Raw genomic sequence first — 16,632 nt, 5'->3', positions numbered from 1 at the left:
GAATGCATCTTGACTAAAATTAAATACCATGTTTTATTTTATTGTTACTTTTATTATTTCTGATATGCTGTCTGATGCATTTCCTACATAGATGGAATAAGTCCCTTTTTCAACTGCCCAGTCTGAAATTTTCTCATTATAAAAAGCTAAATCTGAAACATTGATTTCTATTTTTGCAGTCTCCTTTTTATAACTTTTTAAGAATACTTTTTTAAATCCTTTTAATTCTTTTAAGGCTCTTTTTACATCAGAATTTAATTTGCCAATATATACTTGTATAACCTCAGCCCCTTGTCTATTTCCGTTATTTGTAACAGTGCAATGAACGGTAATTTTATCTGTTAAAGAATATACATTTTTATCTGTTTTAATATCAGAAAGTTTAAAATTTGTATAAGACAATCCATATCCAAAAGCATATTGAGGTGCTATTTTTTTAGTATCAAACCATCTGTATCCTACTAAAATATCTTCTTTATAATGTTGAGTCATATTTACTCCTGGATAAGAAGTTTCTCCATAAAAATGCGCGGCATTATCTTTTAATTTTTTAGGAAATGAAAAAGGTAATTTTCCTGAAGGATTTTTATCTCCAGAAATAATTTGAGCAATTGCTTCTCCCGCCATACTTCCTAAATACCAAGTTTGTAAAACCCCTTTCGTTTTAGGTAACCAAGACATTTCTACTGCATTACCAGTTAATAAAAGAAAACCTATATTTTTATTTACTTCGTGCATTCCGTTAATTAGTTTTTCTTGTTGATAAGGAAGTTGAAATATTTCTCTATCGTCTCCTTCACAATCTTGTAAATGATTTTTATTTAAACCCCCAATAAAAAGAACAACATCTGCTTTTTTAGCAATTTTAATAGCTTTCACGTACAATGAATCTTGATCTAATTTAGTTGGAATTACTTCATCATAAACAGATGGACCAGAAGAATACCCCATCGTATGAATAATTTTTGCATTCTTAAACCTTTTTTTTATCCCTTCTAAAGGAGAAATTTCAAACTGAGGTTTTAATTCTGATGATCCCCCGCCGGGAGCCATAACTCTCGTTGCGTTTTCACCAATTACTGCTATTGTAATTGTTTTATCATCTTTAATTGGGAAAAAATCATCTTCATTTTTTAATAATACAATTCCTTCAGTTGCAACATTTAATGCAACTTCATGGTGTTCTTTATTATTAAGTTTCCCTAAAGGCCTATTAAAACTTAAATTGGTTCTGTACATTAATCGTAAAATTCTTCGAACTTTATCATCCAATAAATCTTCGCTTAAAACTCCTTTTTTAATTGCTTTTAAAAATGGTTTTGCTAAATAATAATTATCATAGTGGTTTGCGGTTGAAGTCCCTAAACCATCTGTTCCTGTTCCCATTTCTATATCTAAACCGTATTTTGCAGACTCTTCTGTTGTATGCGCTCCGCTCCAATCGCTAATTACAACACCATCAAAACTCCAATCCGTCTTTAAAATTTTATTTAATAGTAATTCATTATGGCAGGCATATTGCCCTCTAATCTTATTGTATGCGCCCATTATAGACCACACTTTTGCTTCTTTAACTGCTGCCTTAAAAGCGGGTAAATAAATTTCATATAGTGCTCTATCACTTAATTCTACATTAATTTTGTCTCTCCAATGTTCTTGATTATTTAATGCAAAATGCTTTACACAAGCAGCAACACCATTTTTTTGAACTCCCTTTATGTAAGGAACAACCATGGTTGCAGCCAAATAAGGATCTTCCCCCAAATATTCAAAATTTCTACCGTTCATTGGTGTTCGGTATATATTTATGCCCGGACCTAAAAGCACATCTTTCTTTCTATATCTAGCTTCTTCACCAATACTAGAACCATAGTTCGCAGATAATTCTGGGTTAAATGTCGCCGCCAAGGCTGTTAATGCAGGAAAGGCTGTAATTGAATCATTTGTCCATTCTGCATGACTCCAAGAATCCCAACTAATTTCTTCTCTCACTCCATGGGGACCATCTGACATCCAAATTTCTGGTATTCCCAATCTTGCAACACCTTTTGTACTAAATTTAGATTGCGCATGTGTCATTGCTATTTTCTCTTCTAACGTCAGTATTTTTATAATACTATCGATTTTAGCATCTAGTGCTATTGAAGTTAATTTCGTAGCTGTTAATTGAATATCTACTTCTTTATGTTGAGCGCTTGCGTAGTTGACATAAAAACATGAGATTACAATAATTAGAAATAACCTTTGATTAAATTTTATTTTCATAGCTTGTTGACATTTTTAAATTAGAAATAATGTAATGAAGTTTCGAAACTATGAATTTTCTTTAGAATAAAAAAGACGATTATTTAGCATTGTCCTTTTTTAAACTATTTATAGTCCATCCTAAAATAGCTTTCCCTTTAAAAACATCTATTTATGGATACAATCGGCAGTAGATTCTCAAAACGTAAAAGAATCCGTCCACAAATGGACGGATTCTTATTTTTCTTAACAATTTTTCTACAGGTGTTTTTTAAAAATCTTTATTCTATGTCTTTTTTCTTTAAAAGGTTTTCTTCTTCCAAAACAAATACTAGTAGGTTTATATAATCATTTACTGTTTCTTGAATCGAAATTGGATCAACAATATCTATATATCCTTTCCAAATTAATTCGCGCTCTTTTATGGGACAAATACAATATAATGAGGTTTCTGCATGGTAAATATTAAACTTTCTATAATACTCTGGATTGTAAAAAATTTCTTGATTTAAATAATAATCATCTTTAAACTTTATATCTAAATAATCCTTTTGCTTAAATGTTTCTGAATAAACTATTTTGTTTTCTATTCCTTTAATTTTTGTAAATAAAATAGCATCAAAATAACTAGTTGCTAAAATTTGTTCCACAATTCTTAACTCTTGTTTAGATTTTTTTTCAGCTGTAAATGTTGGTTCAAATAAATCTAAACTCATTACAGCTTCAATATCTCTAGATTCGAATTCTTTTTTTAGCTTTTCTTCAAATTGTTTTCTAGCTTCCATATTTGAAGTCATACCAACAATTAAAACTTTAGATACAGAAAGTGAATCTATTTTTGGATTTTTCCACATCTCTACAAGTTCTATAGAACTGCAGCTCGTTAATAATGTAAATAATAAAAAAAGAAAACTTTTCATCCTTTGTGTTTTTATTCAACATTTATTAACCTTTTTTGTTTTTCTTTTTTCTTAATTTCTTTTATTATGCCAAATAAACTATACTTCAGTTCTTTATGTTCTTTTAAATGATTTTTAAACGAAATTAAAAGTGATTTATGTCCATTTTTATATGCTTCCTCTTCATTTGGCTGGTCAACTCCATCAATTAAAATTTCAAGTTTATTTTCATGCTCTCTTATTAACTCTTTTAAATTGTCATTCTCCTTTCTAGAATTACCAATTGCCTCAATAATTTTTTTATTTTTAGAATAATCTTGCAAATCAATTAGCTGAAGTGTATAAGATCTCATTAAATCTTCAAAAAAAAGATATTCATCATTTAAAAATTCAAGTTCTAAAACCCATTCTTTAGAATCATTGTGCATATCCTCTGCACTCAACCATTTTACGAAATTTGTGTGTGTCTGTGTTGCTTTCATAATATTATTTTTAAATTTATTACCTAGTTAAAAACTGTACTAAAATCTTAACTACCAAACAAATAGTACTTAAACAACCTCAATAATTTTTTTGGTTGTTCATTTTCTACTTTATTTTGTCGAAGATTCAAGTTTAAAACACCATTTTTATCAGCAGCTTTTAACATTTCTTTTCTATCAATAGCATTTGAAAAGATTAAAAGAATTACTGCCAAATTCTTTATGTTTAGAGCCTTCATTTTTTCCCTCACTAAGTTATAAAGGAATACCGTTTAACAAAATGATCTTTATCAGTTTGAAAGAATAATTTAAAATTTAACTCTGAATACACTTTCTAAATATTGAAACCATTTGAATTTTAAATTCATAGATTTAATAAATAACTTGTGAATTTTTTCCTCCAATCTATCGTGACTTCCAATGAAAAAATTATCACAAACCAAGTCTTCACATTCAATTTTATTTGTAATTGAGTTTGAATGCGAATTAATATCTTTTAATAACTCTAAAGTTTCTTTTTCTAAACAATTCATATCTTTTTTAAACTTCTCTAAGTTTTCAAATAAATTAATTGAATTTGACTTATAAATTGATGCTTCTATAAGCTTCTTAAAAAATTTACATTCAATAATTAATTCTTCTAATCTTGTTTTAAATTGAAGCATATTATACTTTAATTCTTCAATCGATTTGTTTTCATTAAAGCTTTTAAAAATATTTTTTGTTTCCATTTTATTATATATTACTTAGATTACAAGTTCTTCAACACTTTCTAATTTTGGAATCGTTGCATCCCAATTATAGGTGTCTTTTATTTTTACTCGAAAAGCGTCTATAGCTGTTGGCTCTCCATGAATTAAAAAAACTTTTTCTGGAATATTTTTAATGTCTTTCATCCAGTTTAATAGTTCTTGCTGATCTGCATGAGCAGACAAACTTCCTAAGTTTTTTACGGCGGCTTTTACAGGATAATATTTACCATAAAAACGAATTTCATGTGCGCCTTCCAAAAGTTGTCTTCCACGAGTGCCTTCTGCCTGAAAACCAACTAACAAAACTGTTGTTGAGGGCTCGCCTATAAGTTGCTGCAGATACGTAAGTACTCTACCTCCTGTTACCATTCCGCTTCCAGCAATTATAATTTTAGATCTTTTATCATCGATTGTTTCCCATGTTTCTTTATATGATTGAATAATATTTATGTGATTACACATTTCATTATATTCTTCTTGAGGTAATTTATGCCATTTTGGGAAACGGTTAAAAACATCTAAAACTCTATTTCCCATGGGACTATCAACAAAAATTGGAATATTTGGAATCTTGTTTTTCTTGTACAATTTCCATAAAATATACATAAGTGTTTGCAAACGTTCAACAGCAAAACTTGGAATAATAAGATTTCCTTTATTAAAAATAGTATCTATAATTATTGTTGCAAGTCTATCTTCAACATCTTCTTTTGGATGCAATCTATTTCCATAAGTACTTTCAATAAATAAAAAATCTGCCCATTCTGGTGTTTTTGGATTTTCTAAAAGAAAATCATTACTTCTACCAATATCTCCAGAAAATACAAAACGCTTTCCTTTAATATCTATTTCTATAAAAGTTGCACCAATAATATGTCCATTATATTGAAAACGATATGAAATGTTTTCAGATAAAACAATCCACTTATTTTCTATTTCTACTTCAAATTGATTAATGGTCTTCTCTGCTTCTTTAAGTGTGTAAAAAGGTAAAGCAATTTTATGCGAAGAATAATGCTCTCTATTTGCTTTTTCTGCTTCTTCTTCATGAATTTTAGCACTATCATTCAATATGATTTGTGCAATTGCCAATGTTGGCGCTGTGCCTATAATTTTCCCTGTATATCCTTGTTTTACTAATCTTGGTAAATAACCAACATGATCTAAATGGCCATGTGTTAAAAGTACAACATCTATATCTCTAACATTAACAGACAAATCTTTCCAATTAAGTTCCCTTAGTTCTTTTAATCCTTGAAACATCCCACAATCTATAAGTATGTTTTTCTCTGAAGTTTCAATAAGAAATTTAGAGCCTGTTACAACCCCAGAAGCTCCCAAAAATTTGACTTTCGCAAAATGTTCCATTGTTTAATGATTTTTATTAGTACACAATTGCTTAATTTCATTTAGAATTTTTTCTTTTCTTATGTTAGAAATCCCTAAATGATCAAAGTAAAAAACGTCATCTATTAAATCTCTGCATAAAACTACATTTCTATTTAACAAAAATTGTTTTTCTCTTTTCGTAAGTAATGTAGAGACAGTTATGGGGTACAATCCTAAACGATCTATTCTATCTTTTAAGGCATTATTCTTTGGATAATCCCAACTTAACAAATATAGTCCACAACAATTTCCATATTTTATTGCATCTGCTGTAAATCTTGTATTTGTCACAACCCAACCTTTTGCTAATATATTCCTTGTTTTATTGTTTTTTTCCCAATGCGTTTTAACATCCGTATAACGAGAGTTAATGTATAAAGGAATTTTAACATTACAGTTTAAACCTTGCTCACCATGAAACTTACATTCTATAATTGTGGTTTCATTGTTTTTGTTTGCAATAACATCTATTTCGTGTGTAACGCATTTACCATTTAAAGTTTTTCCTACTTCGATATTAAACCCAGAATATTTTAAAATAGCAGCAACAAACCTTTCGAAAGGAAAACCTGTTGGACCTAATTCATAAATTGCTTTTTTCAATTTATATTTAGAGGCTAAATGACTTTCCTTTTTTTTAAGTAATGCAAATGCTCTGTTATAAATTTCTTTTGTTGAAATACCCTCATACAACTCGCTTATTACCCTATTTATAATTTGATTTACAATAGCGTCTTCTGCTCCAGTTCGTTTTAATGAAGTGTATAGCTTGTTGCTAGAAAATTTTACTTTTTTCCCAGAATACTTTATGATATTTATGTCTTTATCATTCATATTGAAAACAAAAAAAATGAATTAAAAAACTAAGTTTTAAAGTAGTCTCTTGCCCAAGCTTTTACCTGATTATCTGTCATACTATCAGCCGTTTGAACATCTTTAACTTTTACATTAATTTCTTCATATGAGCTTTCTAATTCTTTTTTAAATTTATCTTTTACTTCTGCTGGGCCAAAAATTAGAATTCCATCTGAACCTTCTATTTCTGATGCTATCTCTTTAAAATAAACTTTAAATTGATGTTTTTCTCTTTCTAAATATTTGCTGTCTTGCACAACATCTTGCGGACCTCCTTTAAAACGTGTTCCGGATCCTCCATGAATATGAAAATTTTCTACGTTTGATATAATTGTTTTAAAGACTTCTGTTTCTTCTGTTAGTGAAACAATAAGTGCCTTGTTTTTATCTAGCCAAATTCCTGTATTTATCATCTTGTCTGTTTTTAGTTTCTTAAATCGTGCATCACTAGTATTGGAACTTTAGAATTAAATCCCATCTCTTTTACTAAAGGTTGTCTTAAAATACTGCCGAAGAAAGTATGCTTTTTATTTATAAATGCTACCATATCACTATCTCTACTCTCAATAAAAATATTTATTGCAGATTCTATCGAATTATTGCCTAATTCGTGAAAAGAATAGTTTACACCTTCAAAAATCTCTTTAAGCATTTGCTGTTTTTCTTTTTGATTTTCATCTAAATTCTCCTCTTCTAAAATATGTAAAACAGCAATTTTAGCTTCACATTTTTTAGCAATATCTATTAGATAATTTAATTCGCGCCGCTTATAATGTGTTTTATAACTTGTTGGAAATACGATTTCCTTTGGTAAATGCTGTTTTGCTTTTTCAGGAACTACAATTACTGGACAATTTCTTACCTTTTCCATCACATAAATTGCTGTATTACCATAGGCTAGGAGTTTAGAGTTAGTTATTCCTTTAGTACCCATTACGATCATTTCGATATCTTTTTTTTCAACAATATTTTTAATTGCTTCTAATGGGTTGTTAAAAGTCGAAACTGTTTTAAACTGATGCTTTTTATTTTTATATCCTTGAGTCTTCAGCCTATCAACAATGTTTTTTAAACCATTTTCGGATTCTATTTTTGCCATTTCATGTAACTCACTTCCTGGTTCTAAATGCGTTAGACTTTCTGCTATATTTCCAGTGGCATAAAAAACATTTAAAATATAAAAATCACAATTATCATTTTTATAGAGTTCTAAAGCATATTTTATAGCATGTAAAGAATTTTTTGAGAAATCTGTTGGTAATAATATTTTATATCTCATCAAAATATTTTTTAAATTTATTAATCTAAAGCTAAAGAAGTATTATTAGCTTAACAATGATATATATCAGTTATTCTGGAATGACCAGAAAAGGAACGATCGGATGAAAACCGATTTTTTTTATAATCGGTTCTTTTATGATCTTTTCTATAAGACTGTGTTTATAATTTACCAAAACAAGCAGATTTATTTTTAGGTCCATTATAAAATTATTAACTTCTTCTGTTTTTTTTGTGTAATTCAGAATCAAATAAAGGGTATGCTCATATTCTTTTAAATAACTTTTGAGTATTTTAGAATTGTACTTTTCAACTTCATTTAAATATTCTTCATTGTTAATATGAAGAATACTTATTTTTGAATTGTATAAATTTGCAATATCTATTAATGGTTTCAGTTCTTTCTCGTCAAAAAAACGATTAAAATCTGTAGGGAAAACTATTTGTTTTGGAGCTACAAACTCAAAATTATCTGGAACTGTTAAAATTGGACAAAGTCTCATTTTGCTAATAACACTAACAGTATTGCTACCAAAAAAGACTTGTTTTGCTCCAATTGCTCCCTTGGTCCCCATGACAACCATTTCTATTTGATGCTTTTTAACCGCTGACTCGATAGCTGTTTTTAATTTTTGAGTGCTTAAAATTATTTCAAAACTATGGTTTGCATTTGCATTAACTCTTTCTATCATTTGTTTTAAATCCAATAAATCATTCATAGCAGTTTCACGCACTGTTTTTGAAAACCTATTAGAAAAACTTGACATGGTTGGACTTTTTATCTGAATAGCATGAAGTATATAAAATTTACATGTTTCACTACTAAAGAGTTTTAATCCATAAATAATAGAATTCCATGCATTATCAGAAAAATCTGTAGACAACAATATTTTCTTTTGCATAGAATCTATTTTAAAAGTTAAACCTTAAAATTAAGTTTGAATACTCATTTAAACCAGGATATTAATCAGTTTCAAAACCAAGTAAATCTATAATTTAGAGGGTATTACTAGGAGAGGAATATTTAAGTGAAAACCTATTTGATTAATTGTTGATTTAAAGAAAAGATTTTCAAAAAAAGAATGTTTGTTATTAATCAAAACTAATAGGTTAATCCGGACTTTTAATTGAAAATTAGAAATTGCTTCTGTTACATTTTGATTACTCACACTATGAAATAAATGGGCAACTTTTTTAAATAATCCCTCTAATTTTTCTTTATTTTTTTCTTGCTTTTCAGATAAATCATAACCATATGAAGCATTTAAAATATGAACTCTTGAATTATAGAAATTCGTAATATCTAAAATTTGCTTTAGTAGTTTTTCATTAAAAGAAACTTCATAATCTGATGGAAATAATATTTCGCGAGGAGATTCAAAAACAAACTCACTAGGTACCGCTAAAACTGGGCATTTTGCATTTTTAATTACATGCACTGTATTAGATCCAAATAAGACTTCTTTTAAACCAGATGCTCCTTTAGTTCCCATAACAATAAGATCCATTACATTACCCTCATGCAGCTCTTGTATCTCATTAGTTAAAGTGTTAAATGAAGAAATTTTACTAAAACTATGGTTTGGATTGTTAAACTTATTTTCAATTTTCTGCTGAACTTTATTTAGGTTATTTTTTGATGTTTCTCTCATGGCATCAATTAAACCAAACTTTGCAGTATTTACTTCCATGAACTCTACATTATAAATCATAGGAGTATATGTGTTCAATAGAAAGAAATTACATTTTTCATCTTTAAATAATTCAACTGCATATTGAATGGCATTCCATGAATTGTCTGAAAAATCTGTCGGTAAAAGAATATTTTTCATAGTAGCTGTTTTTAGTATCTTATTAATTACGTCTCATATTTTGTAGGGCCAAAAAAGGAATATTTATAGATAAACCTATTTTATCTACATTATCTTGAAATAGAATATTTTCTAAAAAAGAATGTCTTCTATTTATCATAACTAAAAGATCAGTTTCGTAATCTTTTATGTATCTATAAATTTCATTCGAAATATTTTTATCTTTTGTTATTTTAAAATGAACCTTTGTATTTCTGAGGTTTTCTTTAATAAAAGACTGGTTCCTTTCTTGTCTAAGAGATAAATGATTACCTTCTGAAATGTATAATAAATCTACTATTGAATTATTATCAGATGCTATTTCACCTAAAAGTTCTAACTCTCTTTGTTGATAGGGTATACTATAGTCTGTAGCAAAAAGAATATGATCTGGTTCTTTATAAGTATAACTTTCTGGAATAACCAAAACTGGACATTTAACATATTTTAAAACTTGAAGTGTATGGCTTCCAAAAGTTAATTTTTTATTATTTGTTTTGCCACGAGTTCCCATAACAATAAGATCTATATTTTTTTCTTCGACAACTCTATCTGCCTCATCTACAAGAATGTTATTGGCCGATATAATTTTAAATACATGCTTAGAGTTATGTGAAAGCTTTTTAATTTGCTTTAGTGTATTTTTTAATTGTAATTGTGAATCCTTTCCAACTGCTCTAATAACCTCTTTAATCACTTCTCTAGTAATTGGAACAGTACTTAAATAAATATCTTCTTGATATGCATGTAAAATATAAAACTTGCAAAATTCATCTTTAAACAATGCCAAAGCATAATTAACCGCATTTATTGCGTTTTCAGAAAAATCAATCGGAATTAGTATTTTTTTCATTATGAATGTTTTTAAAGATTTACTCAAAGTTACCTTTGAGCACGATAAAAAACAATGACATACATCAGCTTAAAAAAATTTGTAATTTAAAACTACATATATGGTTTTACAATTCCTTTTCTCTTTTTAAGCTGCGTTTCTAAATCTGTTATTGTGTTTTTTACTGCAAGTTCATAATTTTTTTCATTAGAAGAAGCAAACAATCTTGGCCCAGCAGCACTTAGTTCTATTTCACAAATTATTTCTTTTTCTTTATGACTGTTCTCTTTTTTAAAAAACACAGTGGCTTTTATTATCGAATCATACTTTTTAGATAAAGGTTTTAATTTTTTTACGGTATATGCCTCCATAGTTTCACTTGTTGACATATTTACAAATTGAATATTTATTGTCATTTTCTTAAGGTTTTAAATTCATAAATCAATTCTAAAAATTAGAAAGGTATTATTGAGTAAGCTATATTTAAAAGAAATAAGCCTACCAGAAAAAGAAGTGTATAAATTACTTGAATTAGTTTTATGTTTAAAAACGTTAACCAATCTGTTGTCCTTTTTGGAAAAATAAAAAGTGCTAAACCTATAAATAATGCAGCCCAGCCTATTAATGTGATTATTAGTTTCCAATTAGATTCCCAAATATTATGAACTAAAATATTAAGCAATCCTATGATTATTGATAAAAAAGACAAGATAATAAGAAACTTCTCATCTTTTAGATCAGCAAATATTTGCCTAATCCTTTTTGGGTTAAAACTTAAAATAATAAAAAATATAAGTAAATAATAACCCCAAAACTTTGCTAAAAAAATTGAACTATCCATAATATAATTTTTTACTCATGAAGCACTAAAAAAGGTATATCTGTATGATAACTTATTTCCTCTACTTTAGTATGAAATAATATTTGTTGAAAATAATTGAGATTTTTTGCAACCATTGCAATAATATCTACATGTCTACTTTCCACAAAACATTGCACTGCATCTTCTACTTTTTTATTTGTTAAAAAATAAAAATCGTGTTTACAATTAAAAAAATAATCTTCTAATAATTCTTTGTTTTTTTGCTGTTCGGCATTTAATACTGGGGGTTTTTTACCAATATTTAATATACTTAACATCGCATTATTTTTCTCTAAAATTTTAGTAATAGGTTCTAATATTTGTAGATTATTAGAAAGCGAAAAATCTGTTGGGAAAGTAACTTCTTCTATCTTTTTAAACTTTGCATTTTCTGGCACAACTAAAGTTGTACACTTTACTTTTGTAATAACATCACCTGCATTACTGCCTATAATAAATTTACTAAGCCCAGATGCTCCTTTGGTTCCCATAACAATCATATCTACTTTTTTCTCTTTAATATGTTTTCTTAGAGATTCTATAAAGAAATTATAATCTGTTAAAGTGTAAAAGTTATGCTTTTTATTACTTGGGAATTTTTTTGCTATTTTTTTTAAAAGTTCCTTTAACTGTGTTTTTGCAGGTTTTATATAGACGTCTTGAATAACATCTTGATCAGGGATATATGGATAATCGTTAGTTACTATATTGCTTACTTTGTTAACATGTAAAAGATAAAAATTACAATTAATTTCCTTATAAAAATTAAGAGCATACTCTATAGCATTCCACGAGTTATCCGAAAAATCTGTTGGTAATAAAATCGTTTTCATTAAATTCATCTTTGTATGTAGACAAATTTATAGTTTCATTGTATTCTAAAATATGATATTAATCATAATCTAGCTTGTGTTCTATGAGTATCTAGCAGATTTCTTGTAGCTTTTCTAAATCTAAAATTCTAATAGTTCTTCCATCAATTTCTATGAGACCTTGTTTTTTAAAGTTAGACATTGTTCTTATTAATGTTTCTGTTGCAATGCCTGCCACACTGGCTAGATCGTTTCTAGAAATTTTAATTTGATCCTCAGGTTTATGATTTAATTTTTCTGCAAATTTTAAAATTGTTTTCGCTGTTTTTTTACCTACAGAACTATAAGCCATTTGTAACAGTTGATTTTTTACTCCTGCTAAATCCTCCGTCAATAACTCTATTAATTCTAGAGTTACTTTATGGTTTTTGTTTAAAACACTCGTTAATACATTTTTAGACAAACCTACTAATACTGTTTCTTTAATCGCAGTAGCAGATTCTTGGTAGGCTAAATTTTGGGTAAAAGAAGTATACCCAAACAAATTATCTTCCTGATATAAAGCAGTTGTAAGTTGTTTTCCTTGTTCATCTAGTTTATGACACTTTACGAGTCCGCTAATTATTAAATAAATATAATTAGAGTTGTTTCCTTCTTGATAGATGGCTTTATCTTTAGAAAAATGAAAAGTTTCACCATTATCATCAAAATAATTCTTTAAATCATTAAGGCTTCTTAGTTCGTCTCTTTCTTCTTTTATTTCTTCTTTATACTCTCTAATATCTTTTAAAATAGATGCTTTTGCTAATCTGCTTTCGATAGCACTAATAAGTTCATCCTCAGAAAAAGGCTTCGTTATATAGTCATCAGCTCCTAAATTCATTCCTTTTCTAACATCCTTTCTTTCTGTTTTTGCAGATAAAAAAATAAAAGATGTATGTTTTGTTTTATTATTTTTTGATAGTGCTTCAAGCACTCCATAACCATCTAATTCTGGCATCATAATATCACAAACAATAAGATCTGGTAAATTAATATCCGCAATTTCTACTCCTATTTTTCCATTAGCTGCGGTTATAACTTCATAGTTTGATAACTCTAAAAGTTCTGCAGTATTTTCTCTTAAAACTACATCATCTTCTATTAATAATATTTTTTTCATAGTAATACTTCATTAATAATTTTCATAACAAAAGTGGACCCAATATTCTCTTTACTTTCAAAAGTTATGGTTCCACCTATATTTTCTAAATGGCTTTTTATAATGTTTAATCCGATTCCAGTTCCTTGCGTTAACAAAGCATTTTCTGCTCTAAAATAACGATTAAATATGTTTTTTTGATCTGCTTCAGGAATCCCCATTCCGTTATCTTTTATATTGAAGGTAGTGTGAAATGCATCTTGTTTAATACCAATTTCGATTACCGAATTTTCTGGAGAATATTTGATAGCATTGTTTACTAAATTAGAAAGTGATAATTCAATAGTTTTTTCATCTTGTGTTAATGAAATTTCATCAATATTTTCTGGATACTTAATTTTTTGACCCACTTTTAGAAGCATGTTAGCATTGTAAATAACTTCATCTACAACTTTGCTTAATTTAAAATTATCATATTTATATTTTATTTTACCCGTTTCTAGTTTTTCAACGGATAGAAAGTCATTTAAAATATTATTTAAATAATGAACTTTATTGGTAATCGTTTCTAAATGTTTTTCCCTTTTTTCTTGCTGTTCTGTTAATTTATATTTGCCTAATAATATTGTAGATGTTAAAATACCACTTAAAGGCGTTTTAAACTCATGAGAAACTAATGATAAAAATTTTGTTTTTAATTCATTCAATTCTTGCTCTTTAGCAAGTGCTTTTTTAAGCTCTATAGTTCGTTGATCAACGGTGTTCTCTAATTTTTTCGTATAATTTTTTCTTTCTGTAATATCTAAAATTATAGCAACAAAAACTTCTTTTCCTTTAAAAGAAGACAACTGCAGATGTATTTCTACAGGATATTTTGTGCCATTTTTACGCAGATGTACAGTTTCAAAAATAAGTTTATCTTCTTTTTTCTCTAGCAAAGGTTGTACCTTTTTTCTAAATTGAGCTTCTGTATAATCTGGCTTGATATCCAAAGGAGTCAAACTTTTTAATTCGGTTAAATCGTAACCAATATTTTTTTGTGCACCAAGATTGACATTAATAAATTTGTATGTGTCAGAACTAAAAATATAGATCTCATTTAAAGATTCATTAAAAATATTTGCCCAATGAATCAATTCTTCTTCTGCCTTTTTTCTCTCAGAAACATCTATAATTAAGGCCATTATAAAAGTTTTTCCATAAATTTTAAATGGATTTAAACCTGCTTCTAAAGGAAAAATATCCCCATTCTTTCTAGCGCCATACAAATGGCGCCCTTTACCCATTTGCCTTTTCTCTTTCTTGTTCAAAAAGCTCTTAAAATGATCACCATGACCTGCGTGATAATTTTTAGGTATTAAAATGTTCAGTTTTTCATGAACAAGCTCATCTTTTTCATACCCAAACATTTTTTCGATAGAAGAATTAATAGAAACTATTTTTTGCTGATCGTCAACAACTATAACACCTTCTGAAACAGCTTCAAAAAGTACGTTAAAAATATCCTGCTCTTTGTTTAGCATCTCTTTAGAAGTTTATGCAATTTTAGAAGTTCTAATGTCTCAATAAAAATAGTACTTTTTAAACAAATATTAATATGAATACTGATTTTTATCATAATTTAAGAACATACAGTACTTTAATTTTATAACAACTTATAAATAGTTTGATATGAAACCTTCACAAGAAACAATAATGGATTTCTACCAAAACCTTGGTAAATTGTTTTACGCAATTGCTGCTGCAGACAATCATGTAGATGAGGCAGAATTCAATGCTTTAAAAGAAACTGTAAAAAATAAATGGACTAAAGTTGATCCTGTTGATGATGATTTTCACACGGATGCAGCTTATCAAATAGAAACTGTATTTGATTGGCTAAATAATGAAGGTTTTTCTGATTCTAAAACCTGTTACACAGAGTTTTTAGATTTTAAAAAAGAGCATCCTTCTTTATTTACCGGAGCTATTAATAGCCTTATTTTAAAAACTGCGAGTAGAATAGCTTCCTCTGTTTCTGGTTTAAACAAATCAGAATTAATGTTGGTTGCAAAACTTAGTCTAGAACTTAAAAAAACAACATAATGAGTTACTATCATCATAAAATAGTTTTTGGAAATTTTAATACTGTTATTAAAAAAGTAATAGCATTATTAAAAGAAGAAGGTTTTGGGGTTTTAACTGAAATTGACATACAACAAACATTAAAGAAAAAACTGAATGTCGATTTTAAAAAATATAAAATATTAGGTGCTTGTAATCCTGCTCTTGCATACAAAGCTTTGCAAGCTGAAGATAAAATTGGAACAATGCTCCCATGCAATATTATTGTGCAAGAAATTGATGAAAATAAAATTGAAGTCGCAGCAATTAACCCGCTAATTTCTATGCAATCTGTTAAAAATAATAACCTGGAAAATATTGCTAAAAAAGTAAGCGATAAATTAAAAAACATGATCCTAAATTTAGGAAACATCTAAATTTTAACATACTTATAGCGGAATAAAAAAGACCACTTTTTTTGTTTTAACATGATGAATATCATTTTATTACCTGTTTTTCTTAAGTAATTTTATGTTCTAAACTGTAAAATATAGTCGCAATGAAAAAAATAATAATATTATTTATTTTAATCCCATTTTTAGGATTTTCTCAAATCAAAGATAAACTTGATTATATTTCTCCTTATAACGAAGGCTTTTCCGCAGTAAAAAAAGGAAATCAATGGGCCTTTATCAATCTGAAAGGAAATATTGTCATAGACTTTAGAGATAATTTAGTTTTAACAGAAACTAACAATAAAAAGTATCCCGTTTTCATAAATGAAAGATGTTTAATTTCAGAAAAAAAAGATGGAATCTCTTATTTTGGATATATTGATACATCTGGTACAACTATAATTGAACCTCAATTTTTAAATGCTACTAATTTTGATGAAGAATTTGCCATTGCCATTGAACTTTATAAAGAGATTTTAGGTAAAAATAACATATTGGATAAACAAACAGTAAGATATGAATCTACAGAAGTTATAATTAATAAATCCGGAATAATTATCCGCAAATTAACAGAACCAAAAGGTCTTGCCCTTTCAAGGAATTACATAAATAAACCCCCAAAAATATCCAGTAAGATTATTGCAGAAAATTTATTTTCTGCCTTAGGAAAAGACAATAAAATAATAATTAAAAAAATTAAAGAATAAATAAAAGATACCAAATAGCAATAAATTCTTA

General features: G+C 27.7%; 19 protein-coding genes. 3 read left to right on the top strand and 16 right to left on the bottom strand.

Features of this window, described 5'->3' with window-relative positions; all coding sequences use genetic code 11:
* Window positions 1-33: 33 nt before the first annotated feature.
* From BLT88_RS01220 to BLT88_RS01140, 16 genes are all read right to left on the bottom strand, one after another.
* Window positions 34-2,265 carry a beta-glucosidase gene (locus tag BLT88_RS01220; RefSeq protein WP_091952459.1) on the bottom strand — a complete coding sequence of 744 codons (2,232 nt, stop codon included), beginning with the start codon at window positions 2,263-2,265 and terminating at the stop codon, window positions 34-36.
* Window positions 2,266-2,525: 260 nt separating this feature from the next.
* Window positions 2,526-3,164 carry a hypothetical protein gene (locus BLT88_RS01215; RefSeq protein WP_091952458.1) on the bottom strand — a complete coding sequence of 213 codons (639 nt, stop codon included), beginning with the start codon at window positions 3,162-3,164 and terminating at the stop codon, window positions 2,526-2,528.
* 11 nt (window positions 3,165-3,175) lie between these two features.
* Window positions 3,176-3,625 (bottom strand): hypothetical protein, encoded by a 450-nt coding sequence (locus tag BLT88_RS01210; RefSeq protein WP_091952456.1) that lies wholly within the window; start codon window positions 3,623-3,625, stop codon window positions 3,176-3,178.
* Between the two features lie 47 nt (window positions 3,626-3,672).
* On the bottom strand, window positions 3,673-3,864 hold the full coding sequence (locus BLT88_RS01205) for a hypothetical protein (protein WP_091952454.1): 192 nt from the start codon (window positions 3,862-3,864) through the stop codon (window positions 3,673-3,675).
* Between the two features lie 69 nt (window positions 3,865-3,933).
* The gene (locus BLT88_RS01200) at window positions 3,934-4,356 is read right to left on the bottom strand and encodes a hypothetical protein (RefSeq protein WP_091952446.1); all 423 of its coding nucleotides are present in this window, start codon (window positions 4,354-4,356) and stop codon (window positions 3,934-3,936) included.
* Between the two features lie 15 nt (window positions 4,357-4,371).
* Window positions 4,372-5,745, bottom strand: coding sequence for an MBL fold metallo-hydrolase RNA specificity domain-containing protein (locus BLT88_RS01195; RefSeq protein WP_091952439.1), 1,374 nt, complete (start codon window positions 5,743-5,745; stop codon window positions 4,372-4,374).
* A gap of 3 nt (window positions 5,746-5,748) precedes the next feature.
* Window positions 5,749-6,600: an ATP cone domain-containing protein gene (locus BLT88_RS01190; RefSeq protein WP_091952437.1), complete on the bottom strand. Its 852-nt coding sequence runs from the start codon at window positions 6,598-6,600 to the stop codon at window positions 5,749-5,751.
* A 29-nt stretch (window positions 6,601-6,629) separates the two neighbouring features.
* Complete coding sequence (locus BLT88_RS01185; protein ID WP_036784344.1) at window positions 6,630-7,034, bottom strand: hypothetical protein; 405 nt, start codon at window positions 7,032-7,034, stop codon at window positions 6,630-6,632.
* Between the two features lie 11 nt (window positions 7,035-7,045).
* On the bottom strand, window positions 7,046-7,900 hold the full coding sequence (locus tag BLT88_RS01180) for a universal stress protein (RefSeq protein ID WP_091952436.1): 855 nt from the start codon (window positions 7,898-7,900) through the stop codon (window positions 7,046-7,048).
* 70 nt (window positions 7,901-7,970) lie between these two features.
* Complete coding sequence (locus BLT88_RS01175; protein ID WP_091952434.1) at window positions 7,971-8,801, bottom strand: universal stress protein; 831 nt, start codon at window positions 8,799-8,801, stop codon at window positions 7,971-7,973.
* An 87-nt stretch (window positions 8,802-8,888) separates the two neighbouring features.
* A complete protein-coding gene (locus BLT88_RS01170) occupies window positions 8,889-9,731 on the bottom strand; it encodes a universal stress protein (RefSeq protein WP_091952433.1) in 843 nt (280 codons plus the stop codon).
* Window positions 9,732-9,753: 22 nt separating this feature from the next.
* A complete protein-coding gene (locus BLT88_RS01165; RefSeq protein ID WP_091952431.1) occupies window positions 9,754-10,602 on the bottom strand; it encodes a universal stress protein in 849 nt (282 codons plus the stop codon).
* 92 nt (window positions 10,603-10,694) lie between these two features.
* Complete coding sequence (locus BLT88_RS01160; RefSeq protein ID WP_091952430.1) at window positions 10,695-10,997, bottom strand: HPF/RaiA family ribosome-associated protein; 303 nt, start codon at window positions 10,995-10,997, stop codon at window positions 10,695-10,697.
* 436 nt (window positions 10,998-11,433) lie between these two features.
* A complete protein-coding gene (locus BLT88_RS01150; protein WP_091955600.1) occupies window positions 11,434-12,276 on the bottom strand; it encodes a universal stress protein in 843 nt (280 codons plus the stop codon).
* A 91-nt stretch (window positions 12,277-12,367) separates the two neighbouring features.
* Entirely contained in the window at window positions 12,368-13,417 is a 1,050-nt protein-coding gene (locus tag BLT88_RS01145) for a response regulator (protein WP_036784357.1), read from the bottom strand.
* Window positions 13,414-14,919 carry a PAS domain S-box protein gene (locus BLT88_RS01140; protein ID WP_091952427.1) on the bottom strand — a complete coding sequence of 502 codons (1,506 nt, stop codon included), beginning with the start codon at window positions 14,917-14,919 and terminating at the stop codon, window positions 13,414-13,416. Before BLT88_RS01140 ends, BLT88_RS01145 begins: the two co-directional genes overlap by 4 nt.
* 148 nt (window positions 14,920-15,067) lie before the next feature.
* Here BLT88_RS01140 and BLT88_RS01135 point away from each other — a divergent pair, with 148 nt between their 5' ends.
* The 3 genes from BLT88_RS01135 (at window position 15,068) to BLT88_RS01125 (ending at window position 16,601) form a co-directional block, all read left to right on the top strand.
* Window positions 15,068-15,481: a hypothetical protein gene (locus BLT88_RS01135; protein ID WP_036784360.1), complete on the top strand. Its 414-nt coding sequence runs from the start codon at window positions 15,068-15,070 to the stop codon at window positions 15,479-15,481.
* Entirely contained in the window at window positions 15,481-15,876 is a 396-nt protein-coding gene (locus BLT88_RS01130; RefSeq protein ID WP_036784362.1) for a DUF302 domain-containing protein, read from the top strand. The genes BLT88_RS01135 and BLT88_RS01130 overlap by 1 nt, the downstream gene beginning before the upstream one ends.
* Before the next feature lie 122 nt (window positions 15,877-15,998).
* Window positions 15,999-16,601, top strand: coding sequence for a WG repeat-containing protein (locus BLT88_RS01125; RefSeq protein ID WP_091952425.1), 603 nt, complete (start codon window positions 15,999-16,001; stop codon window positions 16,599-16,601).
* Window positions 16,602-16,632 lie beyond the last annotated feature (31 nt).

Source organism: Polaribacter sp. Hel1_33_78, from assembly GCF_900106075.1.
Taxonomy (GTDB): Bacteria; Bacteroidota; Bacteroidia; order Flavobacteriales; family Flavobacteriaceae; genus Polaribacter.
Note: the sequence above shows the minus strand (reverse complement) of the source record. Positions and strands in the feature narration are given on the sequence as shown.